Annotated in this window: 13 protein-coding genes; 8 read left to right on the top strand and 5 right to left on the bottom strand. The window is 47.7% G+C overall.

The genetic code is table 11. The features are described from left to right. Nucleotides 1-2: 2 nt before the first annotated feature. Nucleotides 3-854 carry an ABC transporter permease gene (locus SWOL_RS08960; RefSeq protein WP_011641131.1) on the top strand — a complete coding sequence of 284 codons (852 nt, stop codon included), beginning with the start codon at nucleotides 3-5 and terminating at the stop codon, nucleotides 852-854. 341 nt (nucleotides 855-1195) lie between these two features. Next, complete coding sequence (locus SWOL_RS08955) at nucleotides 1196-2491, top strand: acetyl-CoA hydrolase/transferase family protein (protein WP_011641130.1); 1296 nt, start codon at nucleotides 1196-1198, stop codon at nucleotides 2489-2491. Between the two features lie 172 nt (nucleotides 2492-2663). Here SWOL_RS08955 and SWOL_RS08950 read toward each other — a convergent pair whose 3' ends face one another. Beyond that, nucleotides 2664-3389 (bottom strand): LolA family protein, encoded by a 726-nt coding sequence (locus SWOL_RS08950; RefSeq protein WP_207635281.1) that lies wholly within the window; start codon nucleotides 3387-3389, stop codon nucleotides 2664-2666. A 273-nt stretch (nucleotides 3390-3662) separates the two neighbouring features. On the opposite strand from SWOL_RS08950, the gene map reads away from it, so the two are divergent. The 4 genes from map to SWOL_RS08930 are packed head-to-tail and all read left to right on the top strand — an operon-like array spanning nucleotide 3663 to nucleotide 11016. Continuing rightward, nucleotides 3663-4526 carry a type I methionyl aminopeptidase gene (gene map, locus SWOL_RS08945; protein WP_041427497.1) on the top strand — a complete coding sequence of 288 codons (864 nt, stop codon included), beginning with the start codon at nucleotides 3663-3665 and terminating at the stop codon, nucleotides 4524-4526. A 55-nt stretch (nucleotides 4527-4581) separates the two neighbouring features. Then, nucleotides 4582-6075, top strand: coding sequence for a S41 family peptidase (locus tag SWOL_RS08940; protein WP_011641127.1), 1494 nt, complete (start codon nucleotides 4582-4584; stop codon nucleotides 6073-6075). Between the two features lie 30 nt (nucleotides 6076-6105). After that, nucleotides 6106-7332 carry an exonuclease SbcCD subunit D C-terminal domain-containing protein gene (locus SWOL_RS08935; RefSeq protein ID WP_011641126.1) on the top strand — a complete coding sequence of 409 codons (1227 nt, stop codon included), beginning with the start codon at nucleotides 6106-6108 and terminating at the stop codon, nucleotides 7330-7332. 12 nt (nucleotides 7333-7344) lie between these two features. Further along, nucleotides 7345-11016 (top strand): SbcC/MukB-like Walker B domain-containing protein, encoded by a 3672-nt coding sequence (locus SWOL_RS08930; protein WP_011641125.1) that lies wholly within the window; start codon nucleotides 7345-7347, stop codon nucleotides 11014-11016. 27 nt (nucleotides 11017-11043) lie between these two features. Here SWOL_RS08930 and SWOL_RS08925 read toward each other — a convergent pair whose 3' ends face one another. The 4 genes from SWOL_RS08925 to SWOL_RS08910 form a co-directional block, all read right to left on the bottom strand. Then, complete coding sequence (locus SWOL_RS08925) at nucleotides 11044-11388, bottom strand: HepT-like ribonuclease domain-containing protein (protein ID WP_011641124.1); 345 nt, start codon at nucleotides 11386-11388, stop codon at nucleotides 11044-11046. Next, nucleotides 11372-11665, bottom strand: coding sequence for a nucleotidyltransferase family protein (locus tag SWOL_RS08920; RefSeq protein ID WP_011641123.1), 294 nt, complete (start codon nucleotides 11663-11665; stop codon nucleotides 11372-11374). Before SWOL_RS08920 ends, SWOL_RS08925 begins: the two co-directional genes overlap by 17 nt. A 504-nt stretch (nucleotides 11666-12169) precedes the next feature. Next, nucleotides 12170-13228: an alcohol dehydrogenase gene (locus SWOL_RS08915; protein WP_011641122.1), complete on the bottom strand. Its 1059-nt coding sequence runs from the start codon at nucleotides 13226-13228 to the stop codon at nucleotides 12170-12172. Between the two features lie 264 nt (nucleotides 13229-13492). After that, nucleotides 13493-13918 (bottom strand): Na-translocating system protein MpsC family protein, encoded by a 426-nt coding sequence (locus tag SWOL_RS08910; protein ID WP_011641121.1) that lies wholly within the window; start codon nucleotides 13916-13918, stop codon nucleotides 13493-13495. 1001 nt (nucleotides 13919-14919) lie between these two features. Between SWOL_RS08910 and SWOL_RS08905 the strand changes: the two genes are divergently transcribed. Both SWOL_RS08905 and SWOL_RS08900 read left to right on the top strand, forming a co-directional pair. Beyond that, nucleotides 14920-16110 carry a hypothetical protein gene (locus SWOL_RS08905; protein ID WP_011641120.1) on the top strand — a complete coding sequence of 397 codons (1191 nt, stop codon included), beginning with the start codon at nucleotides 14920-14922 and terminating at the stop codon, nucleotides 16108-16110. Further along, entirely contained in the window at nucleotides 16107-18566 is a 2460-nt protein-coding gene (locus SWOL_RS08900) for a DUF7408 domain-containing protein (protein ID WP_011641119.1), read from the top strand. Before SWOL_RS08905 ends, SWOL_RS08900 begins: the two co-directional genes overlap by 4 nt.

Raw genomic sequence — 18566 nt, 5'->3', positions numbered from 1 at the left:
TCTTGTTTCCATCAGATATTGAATTTCATGTAGCGCCGTATATCAGCGATTTTGTCAAGTGGATTACGGTGGCCTGGGAACCCTTTTTCACTGCTTTCAGCAACATGGTGCTGGGGATGCTGTTGCAGATAGAGCATATACTTGTGGCCATTCCATGGTGGCTTTGGATTATCGCGGTAATGGTGATTGCCTGGAGGCAGACCCACGAAGTGGTGAAGACCATTATGCCGGGTCTTTTGCTTTTCACGGTAGGAATTTTCGGATTCTGGGGAATTGCCATGGAAACTCTGGGCATTGTAATTGTTTCGGTTATCATTTCTTTGCTTCTGGGAATTCCTCTGGGCATCGCCATGGCGGTTTCGGATCGCTGCAATACCATGGTTACGCCAATACTCGATGCTATGCAAACTATGCCCAGTTTTGTCTACCTTATCCCAGCCTTGATGCTCTTTGGCCTGGGCAAGGTGCCGGGTGTAGTAGCTACCGTAATATATGCGCTGCCTCCGGTGGTTCGTCTTACCAACCTGGGGATTCGCCAGGTCCCATCTTCGGTGCAGGAGGCGGCATTGGCCTTCGGGGCTACTTCCTGGCAGTTAATGAAAGAAGTGCGTATTCCTCTGGCTATGCCCTCTATCCTGGCGGGAATCAATCAGACGACTATGATGGCACTGGCCATGGTGGTAATAGCCAGTATGATTGGGGCTGGGGGAATGGGAGAGGTGGTCTTAATCTGTACCAACCGCATTGATGTTGGGGGAGGTTTTGAGGCGGGCTGGGCTATAGTGGTTCTGGCCATTGTAATCGACCGCCTGACCCAGGGCCTGGCGCGGCGCTGGGATACCCCTGGGGTTTAGCCTGTACTGACCTGGGGATGATCAAAATGAATAGTCTGGCAAGTAAAATTAAATTGACAGCCTGTCCTGTTTTTACAAATAATGACAATGACTTATGTTAATATAATAAAGACATTATCCCCTCCTTAATTATAAAAGACGCCTGGCTCCGGCCAGGTGTTTTGTTTGCTGGGAAAGAGGAATCTCATAGTGGTAAATTTACTCTTTGTTCAATGCCCAAGCTATGGTACAATCATCGATGATACAGTAGAGTAGCAAGCAAATTGTCAACAGGATAGCCCTGGTTTAAAATACTATTACCAATAATTAAAGCATAAAATTCGTAAAATATGAGGTGTTGTATGAACTACAAGGAACTCTATCAGCGCAAGCTGGTTCCGGTGCTGGAAGCGCTGGAAGCGGTTAAAAGCAATCAGGAGATTGTCTGTAGCCTGGCTGCTTGTGAGCCGGTTACCCTCTTGAGTAATCTGCATCATATTAAAGACAAAGTGGAGAATGTTTCAGTAGTCAATGCCATGATGATGGGTGAATATGAATTTTTTATGAATCCAGAACTGGCAGGGAAATTTCTCTTGAACAGCTGGTTTTACAGCAAGGCTCCCCGCCAGGCCCACCCCCAGGGGAATGTATCCTATGTGCCGCTGCAACTGCATCAATTCAGCAGTAAGCGCATATTTCATCGCCGTCCCAATGTCTTCTTTGGTTGTGCCTCCCCCATGGATAAGCACGGTTACCTCTCTCTTTCTCTTTCTACTGTTTTGGAGAAAGATTTTGTTGAACAAGCTGATGTGGTAATAATGGAAGTCAACCCTCGTTTGCCCCGAACCTTTGGCGATACCCATGTGCATATTTCGCAAATTGATTATATTGTGGAAAGCGAAAGAGAAATCCCCACCATGGATCCACCGGTACTTACGGAAAAGGACCACCTGATCGGGGCTTATGCGGCGGATTTGATTGAAGACGGTTCCACCATTCAGATCGGGTTTGGCAGTATTCCCGGGGCGGTAGCGTACAGCTTAAGGAACAAAAAGGATCTGGGGGTGCATTCGGAGATGTTTAGCGATTGCATTCTGGATCTTTATGAGGCCGGAGCCATCAGCAACCGAAAAAAGACCCTGTGGAAAGATAAGTTTATTACCGATGTTGGACTGGGCAGCCGGAGGTTGTATGACTTTCTGGATGAAAACATGGCGGTGGAGTTTCACCGGGGAAGCATAGTGAACGACCCGGCCATTATCGGTCGCAATCATAAAATGGTATCCATCAACTCCATGTTGGAAATCGACTTGACCGGACAATGTTGTGCCGAATCGGTAGGTTCTCGTCTCTACAGCGGTACCGGCGGGCACAAGGAATTCGTTACCGGTGCGCAGGAATCGCCCGGTGGTAAATCTATTCTGGCCTTTTACTCTACGGCCCGGGACGATAGCGTTTCCCGTATTGTACCCTTCTTCGACCCCGGTACGGTGGTTACTACCTCCCGGGTGGATGTGGATTATGTTATCACCGAGTTCGGGGTAGCCTGTTTGCGGGGGCGCTCTATAAGGGAGAGGGTAAAAGAACTGGTCAATATTGCTCATCCTAATTTCCGCGATTATCTAAAAAGCGAGGCTGAGCGGCATATGATATGGTAGAGAAGGTGAGGGTTTCCTGGCGGCTCAAGAAGACTTGGACTGCTGAAGACTTCGTTAGGATTTGCCCTTTTTTGATTTGGGCCAAAAGAGATAGCAAAAAAGCCAGGCGGGTTTTTTAATCCCTCCTGGCTTTTTTAAATCGTGCTACAACATTACGGAAAAGGCTGATTCTTTATGGCGTGGGCATAGTGGGCATATTGAACTCCATAATCTGGGTTCCCTCAGGCAGTTCAAACATGGAATCAGGAATTCCCCCTACTTTAATGTTGCGGTATACTATCACCAATTTTTCGCCATCAGCAGTAGCTTCCATGCGGAGAGGTATGCCGTTTTCCTCCCACAACCAAACTTTGCTGGTCCCAGAATTGTCCGCGGTAATTTCGTAAACCAGGCACTTCTTTCCGTCAATAGTATCTTTGCCCACGTATTTCATCTTATCCGGGTTCATAGCCTCCAGGTCTTCTTGTGGGGAACTGGAACCATCCTGTTGGGCCATGGATATGTCCATCTTGGTAGCCATCTTTTGTTCCGGTTGGTAAACATAGACTACGCCTGCTGCACTATCGATTATATTAATAATCTTGCCGACGGCTTCCGGGCTCTCCATTTCGCTGCGCACTTTCTTCCCTTTAATCCAGGTTTTGACCAGCATCTTCTGCTCCCCTATCTGGGTTTCACAATCAAAGGACATTTCACTTACGGCTTTTCCTTTGCCCAGTAAATCCTTTAATATTGGTTCGCTGTCACTCAATTTGTCGCTGCTGGGGGCTGACGCCTCTTTATCAGCCGGGGCGCTGGTGTCCTGGGGTGCTGTACCGCAACCAGCTAATAATGCAGTAAACAGGAATAGGGCCAGCAAACACAGGGTTAAAGGCAGGTTTTTCTTCAAGTTCATCATCCTCTCTACTTTTTTATAATATATTCTTAACTCTATGCGTATTTCCTTCTTTTTTAGTTCGAGGATAATATTTACAGGGACGGTTCTACTGAAATATAACCTAACTAATAATCTACTTTTCATTGCTGTGTTGTGCTCTTTGGCCCATGGGGGGTAGTTAGGTATTGACTGAGTGCCAGGTTTCCTGGTACCTGATTCCCGGCCAGGTAGGAGAGGAGTAAGAGCTTATGCTATAATTATTCTGGTTGATACTTGGAAAGGGAGGGATAGATTATCGCTTTATCGCGTAACGATTCCTGCTGGTGCGGGAGTGGAAAGAAATATAAGAAGTGCCATATGGAGCAAGACCTTTACCTGGAGGATTTCAAGAGAAAGGGTATTCTGGTTCCGGAGCGAAAGCTAATCAAAACGGAAGCACAGATAGAAGGTATTCGCCGGAGTTGCCAGTTGACCAAGAGTATCCTTAACCTGGTGGAAGAAAGAATTGAAGCGGGAATCAGTACGGCAGAAATTGACCGCTGGGTTAATGATGCACTTGCTGCGGCCGGTGCCTATCCGGCAACGCTTAACTATCAGGGTTTTCCTGCCAGTGTTTGTACCTCTATTAATGAAGTAATCTGTCATGGTATTCCCAGTGCGAGAAAATTAAAAGAGGGTGATATCGTAAATGTAGATATTACCTCCATATTGGACGGCTATTATGGGGATGCCTCGCGGATGTTCATGATAGGCGAAGTCTCTGCCGAAGCTAAAAAACTGGTACAGGTAGCCCGGGAGTGCCTCTATCTGGGAATTGAGCAGGTCAAACCTTTTAATCGCATTGGGGATATTGCTTTTGCCATAGAACAGCATGCCAATAAACATGGTTTTTCCGTGGTGCGTGATTTTGGCGGACATGGGGTGGGGTTGGAATTTCACGAAGATCCCTTTGTACAACATTACGGCCCTCAGGACAGCGGCATGTTGCTGGTTCCCAATATGGTTTTTACGGTAGAGCCTATGGTCAATGTGGGGACTTATCGCTGCCGCAAACTGGATGATGGATGGACTACGATAACGGCTGACAATTCGCTGTCCGCCCAGTGGGAGCATACCGTGAGGGTAAGTGAAAACGGGGTGGAGGTAATGACGGAATAGCTTCCCAATGGGGGTTTTAATAGAGCTTTTTAAATATTCTGTGAGGGGGATTTTGATGAAAAACCAGAATTTAGTTGTCCTAATAATCCTGAGTCTGGTCATGCTCTTGCTTGCCCCGTTGGGTTCAGCCATCCCGGCAAACGCTGCTGATGCAGCCGATAACAGCTATTTGCAGGAAATGATGCATTTTATCAAAGACCGCTATTATTTTGAGGTCAATGAAGAGCAAATAACGCAGGGGGCACTCAAGGGCATGTTCCAGGGTTTGGATGACTACAGTGATTTTTTTACCCGTGAAGAAGCCCAGGTGATGCTCGAATCGGTGGAAGGTAATTATGAAGGTATCGGGGTAGCCCTATCCAAGGTGGACAACTATATTGTCATCACCCGGGTTTTTCCCTCTTCCCCGGCGGAAAGTGCTGGTTTATTGTCGGGAGACCGGCTAGTTACAGTCGATAAAAAAGATGTATTGGGCTACTCCGTGGAGCAGGTCAGTACATTGATCAGGGGCCCGAAAGATAGTTTGGTTAACCTGGGGATAGTCAGAAACGGCATTAAAAATGTAGTTGAGTTTAGAGTAAAAAGGGAAGACATCAAATTAAATCCCGTCCGCTATGAAAACCGGGGCGGAATAGGTTACATAGCTATTGACAGCTTCAATTCCAATACCGCAGAATTCTTGGTGACTGTCCTGGAGGCAGCGGAAAAGGATGGAATAAGCAAACTGGTTCTGGATCTGCGGGACAATACCGGCGGTGAAGTGACCCAGGCCGTGGCCGTGGCTCGTCACTTTGTTCCTGCCGGCCCCATAACCACCATTAAGTTCAAGGCAGCGGGTATGAAGGATAAGGTTTACACTTCGGAATTATCCGCCCCCCCATATAAGCTGGTGGTGCTGGTTAATGGCATGACGGCCAGTGCCTCAGAAATAGTAGCCGGCGCCATCCAGGATTCCCAAGCCGGGGTGCTCTTGGGAAGCAAAACCTATGGCAAAGCCAGGGTACAGGCCATTATTCCTCTGCTTAGCCCCGAAGCCTATCAAAAATACGCCCGTTTGTATCCCGATACCAGCCTGGATAGCAATGAAATGTTGATTCATCACGGCATTCAAGCCACTGACCGTGAAATAATGGGATGGGCCAAGATTACCACCGGCATTTATATCACCCCATCGGGAAAGTATATTGACGGGCAGGGACTGCTTCCAGACATTAAGGTTTCAGATCCCACGCCGCTTAATGGTTGGGAAATAAGCAACCTGATGCCGCTGGAAAAGAGCGGCAAACCCGCACTGAATAGCAGTTCCCTGGAGGTTTATAACGCAGAAAAAATCCTTTCCGCCAGTGGCTATGAACTGGATAAACCCGATATGACACTGGATATTAAGACTTTTAACGCTATTAAAAAATTTCAGCAAGAACAGCGGCTTTATCCTTCCGGCATCTTGGATTTCACTACCCAGGAGGCCTTGAACCGGAAGCGGCAGGAGCTAATAAATTGCTATGACCAGCAGTACGCCCGGGCCGTGGAATACCTGCTAGGGAGATAAAGGGACTTATTTTGCTGAAAGGAGATGGCCATGAAGATAATTCACACTTCGGACTGGCATTTGGGTTGTTCCCTGCGAGGACGCAAAAGGTATGAAGAATCGGCAGCGTTTCTGAACTGGCTGGGTGAATTGCTGGAAAAAGAAAGTATCGATGTCCTGCTGGTGGCAGGGGATATTTTCGATACCACAACTCCCAGCAACCGGGCCCAGGAGTTGTATTATCGCTTTCTCTGCCGCGTGGCCGAGTCTCCTTGCCGGCATGTAGTAATAACAGCGGGAAACCACGACTCTCCGACTTTTTTGAACGCTCCGCGTGAATTGCTGCGCTATTTGCAGGTATACATAGTGGGGAAGATCGGAGAAAGCCTGGATGATGAAGTTTTGCTCTTGAAAGATGCGCAAGGGGAAGCGGAATTAATCGTTGCTGCGGTTCCCTATCTGCGGGATCGGGATATTCGCAGCGTGGAAGCAGGTGAAAGCCTGGAGGATAAAGCCCGCAAGCTGGTCGAGGGAATACGCTCCCATTATGAGCTGGTGGGACGGCGGGCGGAAGAAATCAGGGCTGCTTTGTCGGGGCCGATTCCGGTGGTGGCCATGGGGCATTTGTTTGCTGCCGGGGGAAGTACGGTGGAAGGTGACGGGGTCAGGGAGCTCTATATCGGTTCCCTGGCCCATGTAGGCCGTGATTTTCCGCCGGTTTTCGATTATGTGGCCCTGGGGCATTTACACAAGGCCCAACTAGTCGGGGGCCAGGAAAATTGCCGTTATTCGGGAGCCCCTATCCCCATGGGTTTTGCGGAAGCCTTGTGGGAAAAGCAGGTAATAATGGTAGAATTCTGCGCCGGGCAAATGAAGGTCATGCCGGTTAAGGTACCCCTTTTTAAAGCTTTACATAGTATCCGGGGTGACCGGGAGGAGATTGAGCGGCAGTTGGAAGAGCTGAAGTCCAAGACCCAAAAGGCCTGGTTGGAAATCATCTATGAAGGAAAGGAAATAATCAGCGACCTGCGGGAACAAATGGAGGCAGCAACGGCCGGAACAGAGCTGGAACTTTTGCGGGTAAGCGATAATCGCTCCTGGCAACAGGTAATGAACCTCATGGAAGAGGGGGAGGTCCTCAGTGAACTGGACCATAGCGAGGTTTTCCGGCGTTGTCTGGAGGCTTACGAAGTTGAAGCCGAGCAGAGGGAAAGTCTGCTCCAGATGTATAATGAGATTCTTGATTCCCTGCTAATGGAAGATGTGATGGCGGAGTAGGAGGGATGAGGCATGAAGATTAAGCAGATACGCTTTCAGAATCTAAATTCCCTGGTGGGGGAATGGATAATAGACTTTTCCCACCCGGCCTATTTGTCAGATGGTATTTTTGCCATTACCGGACCCACCGGAGCGGGCAAAACCACCGTTCTTGACGCCATCTGCCTGGCCCTTTACGGGCGTACCCCGCGCCTGGAGCGGGTGAACAAGAGCAGCAATGAGATTATGTCCCGGCATACCGGTAGTTGTTATGCTGAGATAAGCTTTGAGACCCGGGAGGGTTATTACCGCTGTCATTGGAGCCAGCAGCGGGCCCGGAAGAATCCGCAGGGAGAGCTGCAACCCCACAGACATGAGATAGCTGATGCTCATAGCGGGCAAATCCTGGAAAACAAAATTCGGGATGTAGCCGCCCGGGTGGAGCGCATTACCGGCATGAATTTTACCCGCTTTACCCGCTCCATCATGTTGGCCCAGGGGGGATTTGCTGCCTTCCTGCAGGCTCCAGCGGACGAGCGCGCCCCTATACTGGAGCAGATTACCGGAACCGAGATTTACAGTGAAATATCCAGGAAGGTGCATGAACGGCAGCGGGAGGAAAATGATCGTCTGAAGATCCTGCAGGCGGAAATAAGCGGGATAAAGCTGCTCACTACCGAGGAAGAAGAAGCTTTGCGCCAGGACATGCAAGCTAAAATAGCCCGGGGAAAAGAGCGGCAGGAAGAACTAAAAGGCTTGCAGTTAGTCCTGGACTGGCTGGACCGCATGGTAGGATGGGAAAATGAAATCAAGGACATAGAGGAACAATGGCAGCAATATTTAAAACGACAGCAGGCTTTTCAGGGGGAGGCCTGGCGTTTAGAGAAGGCCCGGCAAGCCATGGTTCTGGATGCTCCCTATATCCGGCTAAAAGACCTGCGGGATTTGCAGAAAAGTAATTTAAGTGAAATAGAACGAATCCGGGAAGAACTGCCCCGGCAGAAGGAGGCCGCTGGCAAGGCCGCAGAACGCTGGGAAAACAGCCGCCAGGAATTAATTGAGCTTAAATTATTGCGTAAAAGTGAAGGGGAAACGGCTAAAAAAGTACGGGAAATGGATATCCTGCTTAAACAGCAGGGCCAGGTGATTAAAGGCATGGAAGTGGCTATTGGTACCAGCGAGAACGAGTGTAGCGCTTTACAGGGGGAAATAACGTCCGGGGTAGAGAAGGCGAAAGAAATGGGCCAGGCCCTGCTCGCCATTGAAGAATACCGGCGGAAAAATGCCCAGGATGCGGCCTTGCTTGCTAACCTGACCGGTATTAGCCGGGTTTTTAAGCGCCTGGAGGAACTCTTATCAACCTGGCAGCAAAAGGGGCTTGAGCGTCAGCGGGCCGCGCTTGCTCTGCAATCCCTGCTGGATGCCAGGAAAGAAATAGCGGCCACTCATGAAAGCAATAAAGAACTGCAAAGACAACAATATGATGTTCTGCAGGCGGAGCAGGATAAGCTGGAAGAGGCTTTGCAGGGGTATGAAATTGCCTGGTGGCGGGACGAGTTGGAGCAATTTAAGGAGCAGAATGATAAGCTGCAAAACCTGGGGCAGGTATGGGACTGGATGGTTCAGCTGGAGGATAATATAAGAAATGGGCGGGAATCAATACAACAGTTGGACGAGCAACAAAAGCGGCTGGTATGGGAAATAGAGCAGGGGGAAAAGGAAGCTGGCCATTTAGCCGCCAGGATTGATGGTTTGGAGACCCGGGTCTTATTGCTTAACCGTATTCGTGATTTGGAAGAGGAACGAGCTCAGCTGGAAGACGGCAAAGCCTGCCCCTTGTGCGGGGCTACCGAACATCCCTACGCTCAAGGTAACATACCCCAGATGGATGAAAGCCAGAAGGAGCTCAATCAAGCCCGAAAGCAGCATAAGAAGCTAAGTGAGGATTTAAAAAAGAAGGAAATACTAAGGGGCAAGTTAGATAAGGAAGTGGAACATAGCGGCGCTGCAGTTAAAGAGGCAGAGCAACAACTGGAAAAAGAAAGCAAATTGCGCCGGGAGGGTATGAATGAACTGGGTTTGGATTTATCTGTGGTAAAGACCCGGGATGAGCTTGAGCGACTGGCAAATCAGAGTCGGCAAAATATCATAAACCATTCGCGGCAGCTTAAGATGATAGAAACATGGCAAAAGAACATAGGGACCTTGACTCTTCACTATGAAAAAAGCCGCACAGCTTTTATCCAATCGGACAAAGAATTGCAGGCGGCTATCTTGCAGCAAAAACAAGCCGATCAGGAGGATGAGCGCCTGCAGCAGGAATACCTGAGCTTGCAGGGTGAGCTGGAGCAACTGCAAGAGGAAACCCTTCGGGAAATAAGCCCATACGGTATGGCTGATTTACCTCTGGAGCAGCTGGCTGCTATTCAGAAGGTCCTGGATGAACGGAAAAAGCGCTGGGAAGCTAAAGAGAAAGAGAAGCTGGACCTGGAGAAGGCGGTGGACAAACTACATAACGAAGTGGAACAGAAGCGAATCCTGCTGAAAGATAAAGCCTCGGCTTTGCAGAGTGAGCGGGAGCGGCTGAAGCAGCAGCAAGAACAATACCGCCGGCAGCAGGAAACCCGTTTTGAACTATATGGCAAGCGCGACCCGGATAAAGAAGAAGCTCGCCTGGACGAAGAAATAGGCCTGGCTGAGGAATTGGTCAACCGGACCTATGAAGATATGCAAGAGCTGCAGCGTCACCAGCTGCGCTTGGAAGAGCGGGAAAAAACCCTGGCGGTTACTGTACAAAATCGCGCGCCGGAACTGCAAAGTTCAGAGGAGAGTTTTACCCGACAGCTACAGCAGGCCGGCTTTGAGCAGGAAGAGGATTACCGGCAAGCCAGACTTTCTCTAGAGGAACAGCAGGCCCTGGCCCAAAAAGCGGAAGCTTTAACCAAGGAGGCCACTGAACTGCAAACTCGCCTGAAGGATCGGCAGGAAAAACTGCAGCGAGAAAAAGAGCAGAAACTAAGCGGAGAAGCCCGGGAAGTACTGGAGGAAAAACAGCGGCTGGGTGAGCAGGAGTTAATTGACCTAAGGGAAGAAATCGGAGCCGCCAGGAGAACACTGGAAGACAGTGAGCAAAGCCGCCGGCGAATGCAGACGCAGCTGCAGCGGGTGGAGGAACAAAAGAAGGAACTGCAACGCTGGCAGCTATTGCATGATCTAATTGGTTCCGCTGATGGCAAGAAATACCGTAATTTCGCCCAGGGATTGAGCTTCGATATCATGATCAAGCATGCCAATCGCCAGCTGCATAAGATGAGTGACCGCTACATATTACTGCGCAGTCAGGAGCAGCCCCTGGAGTTAAATATCATTGATAATTACCAGGCGGGAGAAATCCGCTCCACGGCCAACCTCTCCGGGGGGGAGAGTTTCCTGGTCAGCCTGGCCCTGGCCCTGGGACTATCCCAGATGGCCAGCCGCAAGGTCAGCGTGGATTCATTGTTTTTAGACGAAGGCTTTGGTGCTCTGGATGAAGATGTTCTCGATACCGCCTTGAACACCCTGGCCGGGCTGCAGCAGGACGGCAAGCTAATCGGCGTAATTTCTCATGTCCCCGCTTTAAAAGAGCGCATCAGCACCCAGATAGAGGTTATAACCCAATCCGGAGGCCGCAGCATCCTGCAAGGCCCCGGCTGCCAGCGCCAGTAGAGGGGGAGGTGAAGTTGACACTCTTTTTTACTTGGAATCCCTTTCAAGCATTTTTTCAAGCCGTTGTTTCAACGGTTCTACATCACTAATAACAGTCTTCCATACATCTTCCATTCTAAGGGTTTGATATTTATGAGCTGTAATATCCCTAAGTCCCGATATTGCTCGCCACGGAATTTCTGGATAATCCGATTTCAATTCATCAGATATGTTCTTTACTAATTCTCCTATATTAATCAGTGTCATACAAACTGCACGTTTTGTTTTCTCATCGTTAAGAAAACCATTATAGTTAAGTCCATCAATCATTTGCATAATAATGGTGGTTTCATCAATAAGCTTTCCCAGAATTTGTTTATCCTTGAACTTCATAAATATCAATCACCTTTTTGATATTAATTAAATCATCTTTTAATAATGGGGCATGTATTAAGTCAACTGTAGTTGCAAGTTCATCTTCCAGGCGTTGTTTTAAGTCTGATAACAAAAAAAGAGAAACACCTGAAGTTGTAAACTCAATCAAAAGATCAACATCACTTTCTTCATTTTGCTTGCCATCAGCATATGATCCAAATAAAGAAACACGTTTCACAGGATAATTCTGCACAGCTCTTAATACACCATTTGATATATCATTTATTGTAAGCATATGGGTTCCCCCTCAATATTGACAATTATTGATGTCAATGCCGAAAAATCTTTTCGGTATAAAAAACCCAAAATAATAGCGGAAAGAGTCTATCCCCTCTTCCCACCGATTGTTATCGGATTTTTTCCATAAATATTTCCTTTATATTATACGGAAGTAATGCATAATGTCAAAGTTACCAAAAGTAGGAAGTATATTCTGGACGACTTTTAGACAATTAACAGCAGCCGCAAGGCCAGCGTGAATTCAATGTTTTGGACGAAGTTTAGCTTGAGTATAGTTAATACCGGTTTCTTCCGCCTGGCCGACCACTGGGGAAGGCTAAGTGTTTTAATGAGCGACTTCGTTTCTTTTTGCGTAAACAATCATTAAGGATTATCATCAATTATGAAGTAAAAAAGAACCGCCGCGCTATTTTAAAAAGCGGGCGGTAAAAGCTGTTTATGAGAATATTTTAATAAAGAAAATATGAATTTATAGATAAGATATGATTATCCTCTGCTTCTATTTTACATAAGGGGTAACAACCCACTTGAGGCAACCGTCTTTCTTGCCACCAAAGACATCGTATCCTTTAAGGATGTCATTTAAGGGGGCACGATGGGTAATCAAGTAATTGGTGTCAATTTTCCCTCTTTGAATCAATTTGATTAATTCTGGAATCCGGTTGGCGTTTACCAACCCCATGCTTATGCGAATATTCTTAATCCACAAGGTATTCATAGCCAGTTCCTGAGGTTTTTCGAAAACTCCGATCAGGGAAATAGTGCCGCCTGGTCTGACGCTGTCTACTGCCATATCAAAGGTGGGTTTAAATCCATTAGCTTCAATGGTGACATCGGCTCCACGCCCGCCGGTCCGTTCTCTAATGGCATCGCCAACATTACCGACCTTCTGGGGATTGATTCCTACATCGGCAATACCATTCTTCACAGCGAAATCCAGACGTTCCTGGTTGATATCAACAGCAATAATTTCGGCAGGCCCCCATAGTCTGGCGGTAGTCATTGCACACATTCCGACCGGTCCGCCGCCCATAACCGCAACCGTATCACCGGGCTCTATGCGGCCTTGCTCAGAACCAAAGTATCCAGTAGACAAAATGTCTCCTACGAATAGCACATCTTCTTCAGTGAGCCCATCCGGAATGGTGAACATTCCCAGGTTGGCATGAGGGACTCTTACATATTCGGCTTGACATCCGTCTATCATATAACCAAATATCCAGCTGCCGGTGGTGCAATGGGAATATACTCCCCTTACACAATAAAAGCATTCGCCGCATTGAGTTACACAGGAAACGGCAACCTTGTCTCCAACTTTGTTGTTCCGGACTGCCGGACCAACTTCCACAACTTCTCCAACAAATTCGTGACCGATTATTCTGCCTGGTTCGACTTCTGGCATTCCGCCATGCCAGATATGAATATCGGTTCCACATATGGTGGAAGTCGTTACCTTGACAATGGCATCATCGGGTTCAATAATCTTGGGCATAGGAACATCTTCCAGGCCTATCTTTTCGGGTCCACGGTAAACCAATGCTTTCATGGTATCTGCCATTATTATTCATTCCTTTCTTGAGGCACAAAATGTCATGAAAGAATCTCTTTCTGACTTTCAACCTCGTTTTTGAAATCATTACGATACTTTCGATATTGCAGGGGAAGTAGTTGCACATCACCTCTTTCTATTGGTCTGCTCGAAAACAAAAAGACCAATATCCTTACGATCTGTTTAAGACAATTCATAAGAATACTGGTCTGTTTTGAAGCCACCCTTACGGTTTCTTCGCAATCCACCAGGATATGTAATTGTATAAATTTCCTATTTGGTCAAACCGCGGTCATAGACCATAACATGTATCCAAAAATCATTCTCCGGTTCAATATCATAGGTTTGATGAATGACCCTGGCCTGCAATCTTTCCTCAAAATAGGGAACATTGTCAATGGAATGCTGCCGAGCTACCTGCATACGGGCTGCTCTGACCACTTCTTTGCCTGCTGCAGTTTTAACTATATATTGCTCTGGTTCAGTGAGAAATCTTTCTCCCCGGACAATAACCATGTCTTCCCAGATAATAATCTTGGTGTAATCAACGCCCTTGCCCAGTTTTTCTTTAAAATACTGCTCCATATAAATCTTGAATTCGTGCTGTAGTTTTTTACGCTGGCGTTCATCCAATTTATGCTGAGCATCAATATTAATCACATTATGGGATTGCCCATTCTTATCAGGTGCAAATGGCATATTATTCACTCCTAAAATGCTCCTATGGCGATAAGTAGCAAATACTATTATGCTTGTTGTCCGCTTAATCTATAATCTGTCTTTAAAGCATCGGAAGAAACTGCGGAGCAGTTTCAACACACTGCTGCAACGAGGTGGGGGGAATTAGAATCCGCCACCTGTTTTGTTAATAGGCGACCGCTTGGCGGGGGATATATTTCACCTCGTTATAGCATTAGCATGGCTGACAAAAGTGCGTCAATTATAGGGCATCCCCGTATATCGTCTCAAACCTCACTTTATATTGGAGAATAATAAAAAATACCAGTATTCTTGCGGTAGTTCCATTAGCAAACTCGCTCAAAATACTGGTTTTTCGCAGAGCCACCCGTAAGGGTTTCTCAATGATCCTCCATTATAAATATCATAAAGGATTAATCATGATGGAGCAAGAACTTTTAAATAAATAATTGACAAAAATCAAGTGACTATATATACTGAGTGATACAGAAATTTTGATTTAAAGTTAATTTTTTATATGAGCTAAAATTAAAAATTTAATAGTTTGGTGGATTGTGGAGAACCTGCCAGGAGAGGCTCCAAAGAACCAATATTTTTATGAATAGGACAGTTATGTCACCTTCATAAGGATATTGGTTATTTTTTTATTAATAATACAATACATAATGCATTAATTTTGGTATCCACTCTCCCAAGAGATACAGGGTTTATGTTCAAGCCAAAAAGCCTTTCTTTTTAGAAAGGCTTTTTGGTTTTCATGTTTTATACCAATGATGGTAAGTATGTAGGGTATTATACCTAACACCTTTTTCTCAAATTAATTAAAATGTTTGGGTGGGAAGGAAAGACGTGGGATCATATTCTGCCATAGGGAGCTCTGTAAAACATTTCTTGGCAGGTGAAAGGAAATGGGGCAGTAATGAGTAATGAATATATGATGGGGTTCTGCCCTGGCTTGGTGGAATCTATCGGAACGGAATAAGATGAATGGGGGTTAAGAGGTGAAGAAGAGGCTTGGAATCGCTTTGGGGGGGATAGTACTCTTGCTCATTGCCTGGCTGGCATTTGACCACTATTACTATTTCTCGCCTGGTACCGACCATAGCCGGATTAAGCAGGAAGCGGAAAAGATCCTACAGAAAGAGGGGCCGAAGCTTTTAAAAAACAACTTGCTGGGTATGAGGCCGGATATGGAGAAAGAAATGAAAAGGGTACAGGTATTGGATATCAGAGAGCTTGGTGGCAGGAGCTATCTGCTTTTTAAACTGGAATACGCGTTAAAGGGGCCCAATATGGATCGGATGATCTATGAATACGGAGGCGGAAATGGATACATATTGGGATTGCGCCAGGTGGAAAAGAAACTGGGACGCCTCTCTCTGGAAAAAGGCATGGAGTTTGAAACCAATTACTTGTCGGCCAGCCCGGTTGATTGCGGCCTGGATGCCGATGGTATTTTTTACGGCTATTGCAAGAACCCGCAGGTGGCCAAAATGCGCTTGGAAACAGGGGATGGGAAAATAGTGGAGTGCGAGGCAAAAGACCGCATACTTTTAACGGCCGTTCCCGGCAAGAATCAGGATATTTCTCCTTTCTTTTATAATGCTCAGGGTGAAGAGATGGAGCCTTCCTATGGATTTAAGGTTGCTTTTGTCTCCAATGATGAGAAGTACTACCAGCAATATACCAACAGTCCTATGGAATGGTGGAATATGAGTGCTGAGGATATAGGCGCAGGCTCCTTGCCGGCCGGCAGCATGGATGCCTTGTGGGTTTTTGCCGACCAGCAACAGGAAGCATTGCAGGGCCAAACGCTTAAGAAGCTTAAGGGGTTGGCTGAAGGCGGAGTACCGGTAATATTTATAGAAATGAAAGACAGCAATAAACTGTCGCGGGCTTTCCAGGTCAAGGAAGCGCCGGGCAAGGTGGCGGCTTCGGAAGTGGAGGCCCTCTACCTGGGAAAAGATAAAAATCAGGAGCTGCAAGTCGGATTTATCGTTTTGGATGAGGATGAGCTCTCCCCCATACTGCAAAAATCCATCAATTTGCGCTACCAGCTGGATGAGGACAAGCAGAAGGTAGCAGGAAAAAAGGCTACGGCCAATAAACCGACAACGGGAGTTAAACAGGGGACTACAGCGGTTCAGGATGCTCCGGTTGCTCCAGTTCCGGTAGGGAGGGTTATGCCATGAAAAAGATGATGCAATTATCGTTTTCTATATTACTGGGCCTGTTTCTTCTCCTGGGCAGCCTGCCGCCCGCAACGGCAGAAGCGGCCGGACAGGTGGAGATGACGGCAGAAGCCGGCTTCAAGGGCTTTGCCCGCTGGGGTCAGGCTTTTCCCTTACAGGTAACCCTGGTTAACCCGGGACCGGAAATCCGGGGACGACTGGTGTTTGACACTAATAATAATGAACTTAGAATTCAACAGCAAAAAGAAATCGTACTTCCAACCGGGAGTAAGAAGAGGGTAAGTATGTTTATCCCGGCCAATCAAACCACTAATTATGAGATTAAATTGATGGCCGGGGAAAAAGAGATGGCCAAATGCAAAAGCCGGGTTACGATTATGCAGCCGCAGGAGATGCTGGTAGGCGTTTTGGCTTCCGGGCCGAGCACTTTGGATCACCTGGGAGGGATCAAATTTCCTTCTGCCGGCCAGAGAATAAGCGTAACCCACCTGGAAGCTAAAGATATACCGGAAAAAAGCCTGCTCCTGGACAACCTGGATATTCTGGCCTTGAACGATTTCTCCAGTTCCAGCCTGAGCAAGGGGCAATTGAAAGCTATTGAAGACTGGGTGCAAAGAGGGGGAATGCTGGTTCTGGGTGGTGGACCCAATTGGAAGAAGACCTTTTTCGACTTACCGGGAACCCTCTGGCCGGTAGGTATTTCCGGCACTCGTCAAATTTCCGCTTTGAGCGGTATGGAAAAATTGGCCGGTGAAAGCCTGGAGGCGAAAAAGCCTTTTATTATCAGCGAGGGCCAACTCCGCTCGGGCCAAGCCTTGTTAAGCTCGGGGGAGACCCCGGTGGTAGTCGAAGATAAAAGGGGCCGGGGAAGCATTCTTTATCTGGCTTATGACCTGGCCTTGCAACCTTTTGCCAACTGGACGGGCAACAACGCTTTCTGGAGCCAGTTGATTCTGCGGATTAACCCGCACCAGATGGCCGGAGCCAACGGCAGGTATGTCAGTATCCAGGACATGGGCTGGGTTTTACGGAACTTTCCGGCTTCCGATCTGCCTTCCGCCGGTTGGCTGGCCCTGGTACTCTTGGCCTATATCGTTGTTCTGGGGCCGGGCATTTACCTTTTCCTTAAAAAGTATGACCGCCGGGACTGGGCCTGGGCCTTGATACCCGCTCTGGCGGTGTTGTTGTTCAGCATGACTTACCTGGGGGCTTTCAAAGCCAAAGGCCGGGATGTATTTACCAATGTTATTACTCTGGTAAAACTTCAGCCGGATTCGGACCGGGCGGAGGCCAGTACCTATGCTGGGGTTTTTGCCCCTACCCGCAAAGAGTTCTCCTTTGACCTGCAAGGCCAGCAGGTAGTCGATGTAATCGGCGGGGATATGGGTTATATGATGCGCAGGACGGTTAGTGTAATGGGGGGAAGCGCCAATTCTAGTCAATTTCCCTTGCTGGCTACCGTAAGCCAGGACGAAAGAACCCGGGTCAGTTTTGATGATGCCAGCCGCTGGTCTATGCGCTGTATAGCCCTGAACGAAAATATAGAGCAAGCCGGGCGAATCGAAGCCCAGTTAAAAACCAGCCAGGGGAAAATAAAGGGAACCATAAAAAATAAATCAGACCGTACCCTGTCTAATTGTATTCTTCTCAACCGCTACGGTTACCAGCGTATCTCCAAAATACTTCCCGGCCAGACGGTGGAGGTGGAATTTGCTCCACGTTTCACCCCCAACCGGGGGCCGGCTTTTTACCGGATTTTTGAACGCTACCCGGTATACCGGCCCCAGGGCTATCAAGGAGAGGCCAACTGGGAAAGACAGTGGTCAACCCAGATTCTGGAAAACGCATCACGCAATGGGCAACTTTTTGATGATTCCATAATGTTCATAGGCTTTTCCAAAGCAGCTGCTTCTCAGGTATTTGTCCCGGAAAACCGGGGGAAGGTCAACTACAACAGTATCTACCTTGCTCCCCTGGAGCTCAAACTGGCTGCTCAAAAAGCATTGTCTATCCCTCCCGGAGTAATTAACGGGCGTTTTACCGCTACTGATGGGCGCAATTTCAACCAGGATCCCTGGGGAATTGGATGTGAAGGGGGATTTCTGGAGTTCGAGCTGGATCTGCCCTTTTCCCGGGAAGAGGTAAAGATTGATGAGTTCAAACTATATGTGGGCTCTAACGATTACCGGCGGGCCTACCTTATGAAGCTGATGGTATACAATTTCCATAAAGGCCGGTGGGAGGATTTAAGCTACCAACCGGGCGGGATGCTACTTGCGGATTGGAAGCCTTATGTTTCGGAAAAAGGCTCGCTGCAGGTAAAAGTCGGCAGCGGGGATAAAGGTCCCGGCTATGTAAATATTTCCGGTGTTACCCTGAGCCTGGAGGGAGAATATCTTTCCCCGCAGGTGGTCCCGGCAGCCCCGGACGGTGACAATATGGAAGGAGGGGAATAG

It is taken from the genome of Syntrophomonas wolfei subsp. wolfei str. Goettingen G311 (assembly GCF_000014725.1).
Taxonomy (GTDB): Bacteria; Bacillota; Syntrophomonadia; order Syntrophomonadales; family Syntrophomonadaceae; genus Syntrophomonas; species Syntrophomonas wolfei.
This window is presented reverse-complemented; position numbering and strand designations above follow the sequence as displayed.

Bases quoted from the DNA above. Each gene is read 5' to 3' on its own strand.
- SWOL_RS08935 (WP_011641126.1), top strand. From the start codon at position 6,106: ATGAAGATAATTCACACTTCGGACTGGCATTTGGGTTGTTCCCTGCGA.
- SWOL_RS08940 (WP_011641127.1), top strand. From the start codon at position 4,582: ATGAAAAACCAGAATTTAGTTGTCCTAATAATCCTGAGTCTGGTCATG.
- SWOL_RS08910 (WP_011641121.1), bottom strand. From the start codon at position 13,918: ATGCCATTTGCACCTGATAAGAATGGGCAATCCCATAATGTGATTAAT.
- SWOL_RS08900 (WP_011641119.1), top strand. From the start codon at position 16,107: ATGAAAAAGATGATGCAATTATCGTTTTCTATATTACTGGGCCTGTTT.
- SWOL_RS08920 (WP_011641123.1), bottom strand. From the start codon at position 11,665: ATGCTTACAATAAATGATATATCAAATGGTGTATTAAGAGCTGTGCAG.
- SWOL_RS08930 (WP_011641125.1), top strand. From the start codon at position 7,345: ATGAAGATTAAGCAGATACGCTTTCAGAATCTAAATTCCCTGGTGGGG.
- SWOL_RS08925 (WP_011641124.1), bottom strand. From the start codon at position 11,388: ATGAAGTTCAAGGATAAACAAATTCTGGGAAAGCTTATTGATGAAACC.
- SWOL_RS08915 (WP_011641122.1), bottom strand. From the start codon at position 13,228: ATGGCAGATACCATGAAAGCATTGGTTTACCGTGGACCCGAAAAGATA.
- SWOL_RS08955 (WP_011641130.1), top strand. From the start codon at position 1,196: ATGAACTACAAGGAACTCTATCAGCGCAAGCTGGTTCCGGTGCTGGAA.
- SWOL_RS08950 (WP_207635281.1), bottom strand. From the start codon at position 3,389: ATGATGAACTTGAAGAAAAACCTGCCTTTAACCCTGTGTTTGCTGGCC.